This is a genomic window from Vibrio sp. E150_018 (genome assembly GCF_053544035.1).
Genome location: NZ_JBHGNY010000006.1, coordinates 103,055 through 117,694 on the forward strand (window position 1 = coordinate 103,055; position 14,640 = coordinate 117,694).

The following is a 14,640-nucleotide window of genomic DNA, read 5'->3' on the forward strand; positions in this document are numbered from 1 at the left end:
ATTAAGAGTAAAATTAAATATAATAATAAATCATGGATAATCGAGAAGCGAAGCGCTCTAGTAACGAGTAACCTAGTGTTCGAAAATCGATAAATACAATGGATTAGCAGGAGATTCACAATGGCATTATGGGGCGGAAGATTTACCCAAGCAGCAGACACTCGGTTTAAGCAGTTCAATGATTCATTGCGCTTTGACTACCGATTGGCTGAGCAAGACATTGTGGGGTCGATTGCTTGGTCTAAATCTTTGTTATCGGTTGGTGTATTAACTGAGCAAGAACAGCAGAAACTAGAACTGGCTTTGAATGAGCTCAAACTTGCGGTAATGGAAGATCCTGAGCAGATTTTAAAGTCTGATGCCGAAGATATTCATAGCTGGGTAGAAACGCAACTGATCAGCCGTGTCGGTGATTTAGGTAAAAAGCTTCATACTGGCCGTTCGCGTAACGACCAAGTGGCCACCGATTTAAAACTGTGGTGTCGCCAGCAAGGTCATCAACTATTAATGGCGCTCGACCGCCTGCAATCACAAATGGTCTCGGTGGCTCGTGAACATCAAGCCACGGTACTTCCTGGTTATACGCACTTGCAACGCGCTCAACCTGTGACTTTTGCGCACTGGTGTTTGGCTTATGTCGAAATGTTTGAGCGTGATTATTCTCGTTTAGATGATGCGATTAAACGTCTTGATACTTGTCCACTAGGTTCTGGTGCTTTAGCGGGTACGGCTTATCCTATGGATCGTGAGCAATTGGCTCATAATTTAGGTTTCCAACGTGCCACGCGTAATAGTTTGGATTCGGTATCTGACCGTGATCATGTAATGGAGTTGATGTCGATTGCTTCAATTTCCATGCTACATCTTTCGCGTCTTGCAGAAGATATGATTTTCTATAACTCAGGTGAATCTGGTTTTATTGAGTTGGCTGATACAGTGACTTCAGGTTCATCCTTAATGCCGCAAAAGAAAAACCCCGATGCACTTGAGTTGATTCGTGGTAAAACCGGTCGTGTCTATGGTTCTCTTGCGGCGATGATGATGACAGTCAAAGCATTGCCATTGGCGTATAACAAAGACATGCAAGAAGACAAGGAAGGGCTGTTTGATGCGCTCGATACTTGGAACGATTGTATGGAAATGGCCGCGTTATGTTTTGACGGTATTAAAGTGAATGGTGAGCGTACGCTAGAAGCTGCCAAACAAGGTTATGCGAACTCAACCGAGCTAGCTGACTATTTAGTTGCAAAAGGCATTCCATTCCGTGAAGCACACCATATTGTCGGCGTGGCGGTAGTCAGTGCGATTGAACAATCTTGTGCACTCGAAGAGTTATCACTCGAGCAACTTAAAGCCTTCTCACCTGTGATTGAATCGGATGTGTATGACATTCTCACCATTGAATCTTGTCTAGAAAAACGTTCAGCATTAGGCGGCGTATCACCGAAACAAGTGAATTATGCCGTGACTCAAGCGCAGAAACGTTTGGATGAACGTGATAACTCAGGTGTGATGGTTCGCGCTGCACGTTTAACCGATATCGATGCGCTTGAAGGTATGGTGGCGTATTGGGCTGGCTTAGGTGAGAACTTACCACGTAGCCGTAATGAATTGATTCGTGATATTGGTTCGTTTGCAGTTTCTGAGCATCATGGAGAAGTCACCGGTTGTGCTTCATTGTATGTCTACGATTCTGGTCTAGCGGAAATTCGTTCATTAGGTATTGAAGCAGGCTGGCAAGGACAAGGCCAAGGTGCGGCGATTATCAAACACTTGGTGGATAAGGCACGTCAAATGGCGATCAAAAAGGTATTCGTGTTAACTCGCGTACCTGAGTTCTTTATGAAGCAAGATTTCATTCCAACTTCAAAAACATTGTTACCAGAAAAAGTATTAAAAGACTGTGACCAATGTCCTCGTCAACATGCTTGTGATGAAGTGGCACTAGAGATTAATTTGAATGAACAAGTGATCATGAAGGTAAATGTTGCTTAGAAATAAACAATAAACGGTAATTTTAATACATTTTTTTGCATGTTTTTAATACATAAATTTATGAGGATTATGTGAAAAACAACGAACTCCTGTATGGTCTTTGACGTATAATCGACCCCAAGCTAGTTTAGTGGCTTGGGATTAATTTATACCTTATGTAAACACTTTTTGAGTGCTTCTGGTGGCGTGACATTAATTAACACTTTGTAGCAGTGCAGTCTCAGTTATTAGAGCACTTTGTATTATTGGATATTCAACAAGAGTTAAAAGCAGGCCAATTGAACCAACACTGCTTAGCGAGTGAAGGACAAGTAGAGTTACCTGGTGTTGTTTGGCGTTTGTATTGTAGTTTGCTGTAATGACAACACGTGAATGTGAAAGGAAAAAGTTTGGAACTTAAGTCCCCATCGTGAGTCTTAATAAATACCACTGCTTTTTCTTAATTTGAATCCTGTGATTAAAATTTAAGATGGCCCCGTATTCAAATTTGAAGTACGGGGTTTTTTGTTTTTATTCATTTATATTTTTACCAATCAGCGTTTTTCGACCAGTCTTGTTTGAGATCGTCATTTGAAAAATAGCAAGCGGCATACCATCCATCTTGGATTCTAGAGATTTGTTTGATTAAATTTTTCATTACTTACCTTGAAAAAAAAGAGGCCAAAGGGGCAGCCTCAAAGCAGTGAAGTATGTTTGTTAGGATTATTATTATGAAAAATCTTTGATAGCTCCAATCGTTTGGTGCTATTGTTTTGATAGTTTTTTACTATGGAGTTGTTGTGTGAATATCCGAGATTTTGAATATTTAGTTGCATTAGCGGAACATAAACATTTTCGTAAAGCGGCGGAAGCGTGCTTTGTTAGTCAGCCGACACTAAGTGGTCAAATTAGAAAAATGGAAGATGAGCTAGGAACTTCATTACTTGAGCGTAGTAGCCGTCGAGTCCTATTTACTGATTCCGGTTTGGTATTGGTCTCTCAAGCAAAGCGCGTATTGGCAGAAGTGAAAACTTTTACTGATATGGCCAGTTTACAAGGTAAAGAAATGAGTGGGCCGTTACATATTGGTTTTATTCCAACAATTGGGCCTTATTTATTGCCACTGATTATTCAACCGTTAAAAAAGGCTTTTCCCGATCTCGAGTTATTTTTGCATGAAGCACAAACCAATCAATTAGTGAGACAGCTAGAAGAAGGGCGTTTAGATTGTATCGTGCTTGCCTCTGTGGCGGAGACTCAGCCTTTTATTGAGCTAGATATATATGATGAGCCGCTAATGATGGCTGTACCTGAAGCGCACCCATGGGCTGAAAAAACAGAGTTAGAAATGGAGCAACTAAAAGGCCATACAGTGCTCTCTCTTGGCGATGGTCATTGCTTGCGCGATCAAGCTTTAGGCTTTTGTTTTGCTGCTGGCGCTAATGATGATGATCGTTTTAAAGCGACCAGTTTAGAAACCTTGCGAAACATGGTAGCAGCGGGTGGTGGTGTGACTTTATTACCACAATTGTCTGTTCCTAAAGAAAAGATTAAAGATGGCGTGTGTTATTTAAAAGCGATCAACCCTACGCCTAGTCGTAAAGTTGTGCTGGCTTATCGACCGGGTTCACCATTAAGAAAACGTTTTGAGCAGCTTGCTGACTTTATCTCGCAGACTGTGAATCTTTAAACGGTATAAAATAAATATGAATAAAAAGAGGCCATCGATATTCGATGGCCTCTTTGCTATTTAGAGTTTTTGCTATTTATATCCATCAGACTTGACGCTGCAGCTTTGTTGATCGAGTGCATTCACTTGTCGCCTCACTGCAATTTCAATTACTTCGGGTATAGGATCGTTTACACCAAGAATTAGAATAAGCTATCGCCATCTTCATCTTCAGAATAGAGATCGGTACCTTGATCTTCCACTATAGATTCGGTTGGTTGAGTACCCGTTTTAAAGTATTCCCACATTGAAGAACTATCATTTTTGTCGGTGAGTAGACCACTATCACGGTCAATACGCACACGAATGATTCCTGGTGGTAATTGTTTTTCTTGTGCAGGTACATCTTTCAGGGCAATTTTCATAAACTCAATCCAAGCTGGTTGAGCTGTTGTTGCACCTGATTCACCACCGTTATATTGCTCTTTGCGATCGAAGTTTGCGTTAGCGGAGGTATAACCAAGTGGACGGTTAGCACCATCAAAACCTACCCAAGTACTGGCAACAATGCCTGGAGCATAGCCGTTATACCAAGTATCGACAGAGTCGTTGGTCGTACCAGTTTTACCACCGATATCGCGGCGTTTTAATACTTGTCCACGCCAACCTGTACCGTTCCAGCCAGTACCGTTACTCCAAACACCACCACCCCAAATGTTGCTGTACATCATTTCACGTACTAGGAATGCGGTTTGTGGTGAGATGACTTTTTCAGCGTATTTAGGTGGTTCTTCAGTACCTTGATCATCGATGACAATAGGTTCATGCGAACAGTTTTTTTCGCATACTTTAGTTGGATTTGAACGGAAAATTAAATCACCGTATGGGCTATTAACGTGATCAATATAGTAAGGTTCTACGTAGTAGCCACCATTGGCAAATACTGCAATACCTTGTGCCATTTTGATTGGCGTTAAGCTACCCGCACCCAGTGCGATAGTTTCTGAATGCGGAAGTTTGTCCGGATCGAAGCCAAAACGAGGTAGGTAGTCTAGTACATTATCTAGGCCAACACGGCGTAGTGTACGTACAGCCATTACGTTTTTCGATTGTGCTAAACCGCGGCGTAACATAGTTGGACCTAAATACACTGGTGGTGAATTTTTAGGTCGCCATGCCGTACCTTGGCCTTTATCCCATTGGTTAACCGGAGCGTCGTTAATTAAGGTGGCTAAGGTTAAGCCTTTATCTATTGCTGATGAGTAGATGAAAGGTTTAATACTTGAACCCACTTGACGCTCCGCCATAGTGGCACGGTCAAATTTACTGTGCACAAAGTTAAAACCACCAACCAGTGATAGAACTGCGCCATCTTCAGGGTTTAATGCGACAAATGCAGTATTTACAATTGGCACTTGGCTTAACTGCCAGGTTGAGTTAGCAATTGGGTCAACGGTTCCTTCTTTGGAATTTACTTGTTTATCTAAAACATTTTCCGTTTCTTCTTCCGCTGGCTTATCTTCTAAAATACCCATTGGACGAACCCAGATTTGCTGACCAATTTCTAATATGTCAGCCGTTTTAGTTGGCGCTGGACCTTGACGTCTATCGTTATAGTATTTACGTGCCCATTTCAAACCATCCCATTCAATGGTTTGTTCACCACGGTTTTTGATGTATACGGTAGCAGAGCGTTGAGAAATACCCGTTACTAGAGCAGGGTGGATCAAACCAAACGTCGGCTTGCCCTTTAGGTACTTATCCATTTGCTTTTGAGTGAAGGCGGCCTCTTGTGGTTTCCAAGCCACGGCCTCGGCACCACGGTAGCCATGACGTTCATCATAGTTAAGTAAGTTACCAATCGCGGCTTGGTTAGCGGCTTCTTGCAAGTTAGATTTCACTGTAGTGTAAATCTTCATACCTGAGCTATAGGCTTCTTCACCGTAATGTTTTACAGCCCAACCACGTGCTAATTCAGCAACATAAGGGGCATTCACTTCAATATGAGCACCATGATATTTACCATCAATCGGTTCTGCGTCAGCAGCATCAAACTCTTCTTGAGTAATATACTTCTCTTCAAGCATGCGTAGTAACACCACATGACGACGAGTTTTAGCGCGATCAATGGAATAAATAGGGTTCATGGTTGAAGGTGCTTTTGGTAGGCCAGCAATAATTGCCATTTCACCAAGAGTGAGATCTTTAGGTTCTTTTCCAAAATAGGTCAAAGAGGCAGCACCTACACCATAAGAGCGATATCCCAAATAAATCTTGTTGAGGTACAACTCTAAGATTTCTTGTTTATTCAGAACTTGCTCAATATGGATCGCGATAAAAATTTCTTTGATTTTACGCATGATCTTTTTGTCATTCGACAAGAAAAAGTTACGCGCAAGCTGTTGAGTGATCGTACTCGCACCTTGTTTTGCTGAGCCTGAAATTGCCACTACGACAGCAGCACGCATAATACCAATCGGGTCAATGCCATAGTGTTGGTAATAGCGGCTATCTTCCGTTGCGATGAAGGCTTCTTGCATTTGCAGAGGAATATCGTCGAGCTTAAGAGGGATGCGTCGTTTTTCACCAAACTGAGCAATTAGTTTTCCTTCTTGGCTATAGACTTGCATTGGAGTTTGCAGTTGTACGTTCTTCAAAGTTGCAACGTCTGGGAGCTGAGGTTTTAGGTAGTAATAGAACCCAAAAATTGTGGTCACTCCAAGAATCATGCAAACAAATGAAAAAATGAGCAATGGCTTTATGAACTTCACCGGATATTCCCTGATTGAGTAAGGATGTGTCGATATAAACACCTGTACAGTAGGTGCATATATTAGCATATCGCTAAAAAAATGCGTTCTTAACTTTTTATTTCAATAAGGGATTTCACTTCAAAAAGTGATCTGAATGTTAGTGAAACAACTTATCGGTTTACTAAATAGTTAAGCGTACTTATTAATCATCCAACCTTTGTTGAGGAACTATTCCTCTAGCTGGAGCTTAGCAATATGGGTAAATCTTTCGTCACGGGCATCGATATTGGTCACCATAGTATTAAAGCTGTGGTTATGAAACCCGCTGGAGAACTGTTTGAACTGGTGAGTTACAAAGAAGTGCCAGCAACGGAGGCCATTTTTTCAGATAACCATACCTTTGATCATCAAGAGATTGTCAAAAAATTAAAAGAGTTAAAAAAACAACTGCCAATGATGGCCAGAAATGTTGTGTTATCCGTGCCAGACAATGCAGTAATCAGTAAAGTTCTGCATATTGATAGTGAATTAGAAGAACGAGAAAAAGAATTTGCTATCTATCAAGTATTTGGCCAGCAATCGCCTTTTCCGGTAGAAGATTTAAGCTTGGATTATGTCAAAGTGGAATCGGATACTTTAAAGCGAGCACCGACTTCGACCTATCAAGTTTATGCTACTCGCAAAGAAGTGATAGAAAGTCGTATGGATGCGATAAAAAAATCCGGCTTTAAGCCAATGGTAATGGATATCCAAGCCCATGGTCTACTTCGAGTATGGCAATTAGCAACTCAGGTTGACCCGACAAAGCAAAGTTGGTTGTTAGTTGATATTGGCCATAGCCAAACTTCACTCTGTATTGCGCCGAATAATCGTCCGGCTTATTACAAAGATATTCCTTTTGGTACGCAAAACATCAAGCCTTCTCCGGCATTAAACCTCGATAATGATTCACCAAGCGTTGAGCTGAATCAGCAAGATAAATTTATTGACGAGTTAGCGGAGCGTTTAACTCGCCAGCTTAGTATGTACGGCTCGGTTAATCAGCAACAAAAAATTGAAGGGATTTGGCTCACTGGTGGCGGTGCGACCTTAGCGGCGATTGATGAGTATTTATCAGACAAACTCGACCTTGCTGTTGAAGTACTCGATCCATTAAAGCTGCTGCAAGGCAAAGTGAAAAATAATATTCAATCAGAAGCATGCACGTTTAGCGTGGCGGCTGGATTAGCCATTCGCGGTATTCAATGGCAAGGAGGAAAGCATGTTGCATGATATTAACCTGCTGCCATGGCGTGAAGAAAAGCGTCAGCAATATAAGCAACGTTTCTATGGAATGGTGGTTTTAGGGATCTTGGCCGCATTGATGTTGCAATGGTTTGCCAGCTTATATATCGATCATTTAAAAGATCAGCAAAAGAGTCGTAATCAACAACTACAAGCTTATATCAATAAACTTGATAAAGAGTTGGTGAATCTAAAAGAAATTGAAGCCAAACATAAATCGATATTAACGCGTTTAAGGTTGGTTGAGTCGCTACAAAATGAGCGTAATAAAACTACGGATTTTATGAATCTTATGCCCGAGTTAGTTCCAGAAGGCGTCTATGTCGACAAAATTAAAATGAGTGGCAGAGAAGTGGAAATGGCTGGGGTGAGTGATAGTACTGCTCGTTTAGCAACCATGTTAGATAATTTCGAAAACTCCACTTGGCTAGTTGATGTGGAAATGCATTCTATTATTTCTGGCAGGGTATTGTTTGGTAAGAAGTTTCAAAGTTTTAAGTTGTCATTTCGCTTTGAAGATGAGCAACCGGAACAATCGAATAATGGACAGACTATTGCTAAACAAGGAGGTCAGTAATGGTCGATTTTCGAGAACTTGATTTTGAAGACATGCCGGAATGGCCATTAATTCCTCAGTTATTGGCGATTGGTGTATTGGTGATTGTATTGCAAGTTGTTGGAGCTTGGTTTTATCTATCACCACAGCAAGATGAGCTTGAGCAGATTCGACAACAAGAAGTTACGCTAAAAAGCTCAATTCGAATTAAAGCGGCTAAAGTGGCAGCACTACCGCAACTACAGGCACAACTCGATGAATTGAATACTCGCTATCAATATTTATTAAAACAGTTACCTGTTCAAAAAGAGTTGGCGAGTATGCTGTCTTCTGTAAACGATATTGGTATTAAGAATGATTTGAGCTTTACCCGCGTTGATTGGGGGGAAAAGCAAGTACAAGAGTTTCTATATCGTTTACCACTCAACATTGAGCTTACCGGTGCTTATGACGATATTGGAGAGTTCTCGGAAGCGATTGCCAAATTGCCACGTATTATCAGCTTACACAACGTGGAGTGGCAACGAGTGAGTCAAGAAAGTAGCACGTTGCACTTCCGTGTTCGTGCTTATACCTACCAGTTTAAGCCAGAGGATAATCAATGATGAAACCAAGTTTTATGATGCTCTCTGCATTGGTATTGGTTGGTTGTCAGCAATCAAATGATTCGATTCCTAACTTTATTTCTCAAGTGGAAAATCAATCACGTAAAGAAATTGCTCAACTGGAACCAGAAAAAAGCTTTAAAGCAACGCAATATAGCGGCATGAGTTTACGATCACCATTTAGTTTACCTGCTATTGCGGTGGCCAATCAGCCTCAGACGAAACAAGATTGCTGGCAACCGGGGTTACGCAGTAAAACGGGCCAACTTGAACAGTATCCTCTAGAGCAACTACATCTCAGAGGAGTGATGGGAAGCAAAGGGGATATTTCTGGCTTAGTACAAACGCCGAAAGGTACTTTAGTAAAGGTTCAACCTGGAGAGTATATTGGGTTGAATAACGGCAAAGTGGCGCAAGTGACCCCGAAATTTATTTTAATCAAAGAGACACTCCCAGATGGATTGGGGTGTTGGCAGCAGCGAAACGTTAAGTTAGCGCTGAAGTAATCATAACGACATGAAGATAATAATTGAGTATTAAATTATGCATAAAGGATTAACGCTGACAGCTTGGACTCGCCAATTCATTTTGATGTCGACCATTGCTTGTACACTTCTTTCTGGACTAACCGCCGTTGCTGCGACAACCTCTTCCAAGACTTCTAGCTCGGCGACACAATTAGAGCAAGAGTTGAGTAATAAATTTGTTGGCCTCGATTTTCGGTTAAATAAAGAGAAAGAAGGGGTGATTGTTGTCAAATTAGGCTCTTCCGCCTCAGCGGTAGATATTAAGAAAAACCCTCAAGGGTTAACGATTGATTTAATACATACTCAAGTCAGTGATGACGATTTGTATGTGATCGATGTGAAAGATTTCTCTACCGCAGTCAAAACGGTTGAGGTATTTCGAGAGAAAGTCAACACTCGTCTACAAGCGTTGATTTCTGGTGATTTTACCTATGATTATCGTTTGAAAGGTAAGAATTTAGAAATTACCGTGACAGAAGTAAAGACCAAACCTAAGTCGGTAGTAGCCAAACAAAAAACCGTCTTAGATAAAGAAAACAAAGTCATTTCGATTAACTTTCAAGACATTCCCGTGCGGAACGTATTACAGCTAATCGCTGATTATAATAGCTTTAACCTCGTGGTATCAGATTCAGTGACTGGCAACTTAACGCTTCGTCTAGATGGTGTACCTTGGCAGCAAGTGCTGGATATCATTCTACAAGTGAAAGGGTTAGATAAAAGGGTAGAAGGTAATGTTGTTTTAGTGGCTCCAAAGGCCGAATTGGATGCACAGCAACAACAACGTTTAGAGCAGGCCCGTATGGAAGAAGAACTTGGGGATTTAAGTTCTGAGTTGATTCAAGTTAATTTTGCTAAAGCCTCTGATATCGCTGAGTTAATTGGTGGTGAAGGTGAGCTTAGCATGTTATCGAGCCGAGGTAATATCACGGTCGATGAGCGAACAAACTCATTACTAATCCGCGATCTGCCAAATAATATCGACATCATTAAAGGTATTGTTGAATCATTAGATATTCCTGTTAAGCAAGTGCAAATTGAAGCGCGCATCGTGACGGTTAATGAAGGTAATATGCAAGATCTAGGGGTTCGTTGGGGGGTTGCGGAAACCAATGGCTCTTTTTCAACCGGTGGTTCGATAGAAAGTAATGTTGGTCAAGCTGGCATTGCTAATGGCGAGGATGGAATTGATTTTACTGGTAATGGTGATAGCACTGTTGGTATTGAAGATTTCCTTAATGTTAACTTAGCCGCGACGAGTTCTAATGCTTCGAGCATTGCTTTTCAGGTGGCAAAGTTAGGCTCTGATACTTTGTTGGATTTAGAGTTATCGGCACTACAAGCGGAATCAAAAGCAGAAATCATTTCGAGCCCTCGTTTGATTACTACCAATAAACAACCCGCTTATATTGAGCAAGGTACCGAAATTCCTTATTTAGAGGCGGCATCAAGTGGCGCGACTTCAGTTAGCTTTAAAAAAGCGGTATTAAGCTTAAAAGTCACACCGCAAATTACACCGGATAATCGCTTAGTACTTGACTTAAGCGTGACTCAGGATAGACCTGGGTCGGTGGTGAAAACTGGTGAAGGTGAAGCGGTGGCAATTGATACCCAGCGTATCGGTACTCAAGTATTAGTTGATAATGGTGAGACGGTCGTGCTTGGCGGTATTTACCAACATTCTGTACAAACCAGCGTCGATAAAGTGCCACTATTAGGAGATATCCCATACTTAGGAGCACTATTCCGCCGTAGTTATGAGAATTATGGCAAAAGTGAGTTATTGATTTTCGTGACACCAAAAGTAGTCTTACAGTAGTGAGGTCGGTGCTTTGCAAGCGATCTGGTTCAATAAAGAATCAAGATAAATGCATTGTAAGCAAAATTAAAGTTGCATTAGTGGCACCATACTTAGATAATTTCGGGTCTGATCACGAATTATCTGTGAGGAATTAGGTGCCACAATGATATCTAATGAGGCTTTTGCACGCATAAAGCAAACTTCATAATAGAATATCGGATGGCAATTTCATTAAATTAACGTTGAATTACTGCTAAACATGGCCGAAAAACGCAATATTTTTCTTGTTGGCCCAATGGGTGCCGGCAAAAGTACAATTGGTAGACATCTAGCTCAACAGCTGCATATGGAGTTCTTAGATTCTGATACGGTTATTGAACAAAGAACTGGTGCAGATATCAGTTGGGTATTTGATGTTGAAGGTGAAGAAGGTTTCCGCGTTCGCGAAGAAACTGTCATCGATGACTTAACTCAAGAGCAAGGTATCGTACTGGCAACAGGCGGTGGCTCAATTAAGAGCAAAGATAATCGTAATTACTTATCTGCACGAGGTATTGTGGTTTATCTTGAAACGACAATTGAAAAGCAACTTGCTCGTACTAATCGCGATAAAAAACGTCCTTTATTACAAACAGGTGAGCCGCGTGAAGTATTAGAAGCTCTAGCGGCTGAACGCAATCCTCTGTATGAAGAAATCGCCGATTATACTGTACGCACTGATGATCAAAGCGCTAAAGTAGTGGCTAATCTTATTGTAAAAATGCTAGAAGAAAACTAGCCGATAGCTTAGGAGACCCAAACCATGGAACGGATTAATGTGGATCTTGCTGAGCGAAGCTATCCTATCTCTATTGGCGCTGGATTATTAACCAATCCAGCGCTTTTCTCACATTTAAAAGCCAAACAAAAAGTGGTCGTGGTCAGTAATGACACGGTTGCGCCGATGTATGCTGATCGTTTAATTCAAACCTTGACGACTCTGCAATGCCAAGTTGATTTACTCGCTCTGCCGGATGGCGAACAATATAAATCGTTGGAAACCTTCAATACCATTATGAGTTTTCTGCTTGAAGGTAATTACAGTCGTGATGTTGTATTAGTGGCGCTTGGTGGTGGTGTGATTGGTGATTTAGTTGGCTTTGCTGCTGCTTGTTATCAGCGTGGTGTTGACTTTATCCAAGTTCCAACCACCTTGTTGTCACAGGTTGACTCATCAGTTGGTGGAAAAACGGCAGTTAATCATCCACTCGGTAAGAATATGATTGGGGCTTTTTATCAGCCTAAATCAGTGATTATTGATACCGATTGTTTAGATACTCTACCTGAACGAGAATTTGCTGCTGGAATGGCCGAGGTCATTAAATACGGCATTATTATTGATAGTGACTTCTTCACGTGGCTTGAACAGAATATGGAGAAGTTAGTCGCGTTGGATAATCAAGCTTTGTGCTATGCGATTGCTCGTTGTTGCCAAATTAAAGCTGATGTGGTCGCGGCTGATGAAAAAGAATCTGGTGTTCGTGCTTTGCTTAACCTTGGTCATACTTATGGTCACGCGATTGAAGCTGAAATGGGCTATGGCAACTGGCTGCACGGTGAAGCAGTTGCTGCAGGCACCATGATGGCAGCTCACACTGCTTTGCTTCGAGGGTTAATGACTTTAGAGCAAGTTGAACGAATTCAACGTATTTTGGTCAAAGCTAAACTTCCTATACACACACCAGAGACTATGACTTATGAGCATTTTATTAAACATATGATGCGAGATAAGAAGGTTTTATCTGGTCAACTACGCTTAATTTTACCGACTGGAATAGGATCATCGGAAGTGTTAGGAAATACCGATGAAGTAATAATTAGACAGGCGATTGAAGCTTGCCGTTAAAATGAAAGAAAAGTCTTAAACCACGCCAGTAAGATTTTTCATAAACACTTCTTTTATGTGTTTTTTTGACATTTTTCATTTGATAGCGTGCTATTTATAGAATATTCCTATTTTGACGTATTTAAGAGGCTAGTAATGAGCATGACTCATGATGATGCACATATGGTGCAATTAGAATCGCAAACGGACATTCTTGATGGTTTGCAAATGTTTACTCGCCTGGATTCTAACGTAATCTGCGTTGAAGGAGAGGAAGGTTCTGGTAAATCGTGGCTTGCACAACGCTTCCTTAATACTGATAAAAAAATTCAGACGTTATCTTTTCTAATTTGTTCACCGACTCAAACAGCGGAACAGCAACGTAGCGTATTACTCGGCCAGTTGTTGTCAGATAGTTTTTGCACTGGCGAAGAAACGTTACTTGAGAGCTTATCAATATTTCGTAAAGACCAAGATTGCAAGGCGACAATTATCGTTGATGACGCAAACTGGTTAACGGTACACTTACTTGATGAACTGGCTCAGTTGGTACTGGCTGCACAACAAAATCCTTTATGGCAAATCAGTGTTATCTTGTTTGCAAAACCTAACGAGATTGATGAGTCATCATTAACTACCTATCCAAAACCAGAATTTAAGCGTATAGCGATCTCTCCGTTAACGGATAACGAAGCGACGAATTTTATCGATCAACTTGTCATCCCTGCCGCCCACATTGACTCTGATAAGAAAAAACAAGCGATTCATCGTGCTGCTCAATCTGTCATTAATTACCCTGCTAACTTATTAGCATTATCTGAATCGCATAAAAAGCCAGTGGTATGCTGGGTTAAGCGTTCGTTGATTATCTTAATTATTATTCTATTGGCATTAGGTGGTTGGTCTTGGTGGACCAGTTATCAGGCTCGAGTTCAAGATCAGCAAACGGAAACGGATGTTATTGAACAAAATGAAGCCAAGCAAGACTCGGCAGATACACTTCCAAATCCAGTTAGTTCAGTAACTGATATTACATCAGGCGCGCAAGCTGAACAATTTCAAGAAGGCGACACTCTACCACTGGCAGTGACGGATAAAACGTTAACTGTAGGTGATGAGTCTGATTCTGAGCAAAAACGTGTGGTGGTTCCTTCAAAGGTTGTTGATGCATTGTTGGATGGTGATTCACCGAAAGATGCTAAAGTGTCTAATGACGAAGTGACATCCGCTCAAGCTTCATCGGTTCAAAATTCGGTGAGTTCATTGAAAGATGATCAGCTTACGTTAGCCGATGATGCATTATTAGCATTACCTGCTGAACGTTATACATTGCAATTATTGGCCGTAACCAATCAAGAAGAAGCAGTTAACTTTATTAAGATGTATGACTTGAATGGTCAAGTTCGAGTTTACCGTACGCTACGTAATCAGCAATCTTGGTATATCGTGACTTACCAAGACTTTGCTAGTATTAAAGAAACCCGAGATGCGGCTCAAGAACTATCATTAGCGCTACAAAAAGAACAGCCGTGGCCTAAATCGATAGCGCAAGTTCATCAAGAAATTGAACGAGTGAAATAGCGCAGACCCTAGCGCGGAAATATGTT

12 protein-coding genes are annotated in these 14,640 nt (G+C 41.2%); 11 read left to right on the forward strand and 1 reads right to left on the reverse strand.

Annotated features, from left to right (window positions below; translation table 11 throughout):
• The first annotated feature begins 120 nt into the window (after positions 1-120).
• The 3 genes from argH to oxyR all read left to right on the forward strand — a co-directional run bounded on the left by argH (position 121) and on the right by oxyR (position 3,664).
• Positions 121-1,995, forward strand: coding sequence for an argininosuccinate lyase (gene argH / locus ACE3G9_RS08360; protein ID WP_417880369.1), 1,875 nt, complete (start codon positions 121-123; stop codon positions 1,993-1,995).
• 212 nt (positions 1,996-2,207) lie between these two features.
• Entirely contained in the window at positions 2,208-2,354 is a 147-nt protein-coding gene (locus tag ACE3G9_RS08365; protein ID WP_449218904.1) for a hypothetical protein, read from the forward strand.
• Between the two features lie 422 nt (positions 2,355-2,776).
• Entirely contained in the window at positions 2,777-3,664 is an 888-nt protein-coding gene (oxyR, locus tag ACE3G9_RS08370; RefSeq protein WP_417880367.1) for a DNA-binding transcriptional regulator OxyR, read from the forward strand.
• A 182-nt stretch (positions 3,665-3,846) separates the two neighbouring features.
• Here the strand turns inward: oxyR and ACE3G9_RS08375 are convergent, their stop codons facing one another.
• Complete coding sequence (locus ACE3G9_RS08375) at positions 3,847-6,414, reverse strand: penicillin-binding protein 1A (RefSeq protein WP_449218905.1); 2,568 nt, start codon at positions 6,412-6,414, stop codon at positions 3,847-3,849.
• Between the two features lie 237 nt (positions 6,415-6,651).
• Between ACE3G9_RS08375 and pilM the strand changes: the two genes are divergently transcribed.
• The 8 genes from pilM to ACE3G9_RS08415 all read left to right on the forward strand — a co-directional run bounded on the left by pilM (position 6,652) and on the right by ACE3G9_RS08415 (position 14,614).
• Complete coding sequence (gene pilM / locus ACE3G9_RS08380) at positions 6,652-7,668, forward strand: type IV pilus assembly protein PilM (RefSeq protein WP_417880365.1); 1,017 nt, start codon at positions 6,652-6,654, stop codon at positions 7,666-7,668.
• Complete coding sequence (locus tag ACE3G9_RS08385; RefSeq protein ID WP_417880364.1) at positions 7,658-8,257, forward strand: PilN domain-containing protein; 600 nt, start codon at positions 7,658-7,660, stop codon at positions 8,255-8,257. The genes pilM and ACE3G9_RS08385 overlap by 11 nt, the downstream gene beginning before the upstream one ends.
• A complete protein-coding gene (gene pilO, locus ACE3G9_RS08390) occupies positions 8,257-8,841 on the forward strand; it encodes a type IV pilus inner membrane component PilO (RefSeq protein ID WP_417880363.1) in 585 nt (194 codons plus the stop codon). Before ACE3G9_RS08385 ends, pilO begins: the two co-directional genes overlap by 1 nt.
• Entirely contained in the window at positions 8,838-9,347 is a 510-nt protein-coding gene (locus ACE3G9_RS08395) for a pilus assembly protein PilP (protein WP_417880362.1), read from the forward strand. The genes pilO and ACE3G9_RS08395 overlap by 4 nt, the downstream gene beginning before the upstream one ends.
• Before the next feature lie 85 nt (positions 9,348-9,432).
• Positions 9,433-11,187 carry a type IV pilus secretin PilQ gene (locus ACE3G9_RS08400; RefSeq protein ID WP_417880445.1) on the forward strand — a complete coding sequence of 585 codons (1,755 nt, stop codon included), beginning with the start codon at positions 9,433-9,435 and terminating at the stop codon, positions 11,185-11,187.
• Positions 11,188-11,428: 241 nt separating this feature from the next.
• Positions 11,429-11,947, forward strand: a complete 519-nt coding sequence (gene aroK / locus ACE3G9_RS08405; protein ID WP_417880361.1) for a shikimate kinase AroK — start codon at positions 11,429-11,431, stop codon at positions 11,945-11,947.
• Positions 11,948-11,971: 24 nt separating this feature from the next.
• Positions 11,972-13,054, forward strand: a complete 1,083-nt coding sequence (gene aroB / locus ACE3G9_RS08410) for a 3-dehydroquinate synthase (protein ID WP_449218906.1) — start codon at positions 11,972-11,974, stop codon at positions 13,052-13,054.
• Positions 13,055-13,189: 135 nt separating this feature from the next.
• Positions 13,190-14,614: an AAA family ATPase gene (locus ACE3G9_RS08415; protein WP_417880359.1), complete on the forward strand. Its 1,425-nt coding sequence runs from the start codon at positions 13,190-13,192 to the stop codon at positions 14,612-14,614.
• Positions 14,615-14,640 lie beyond the last annotated feature (26 nt).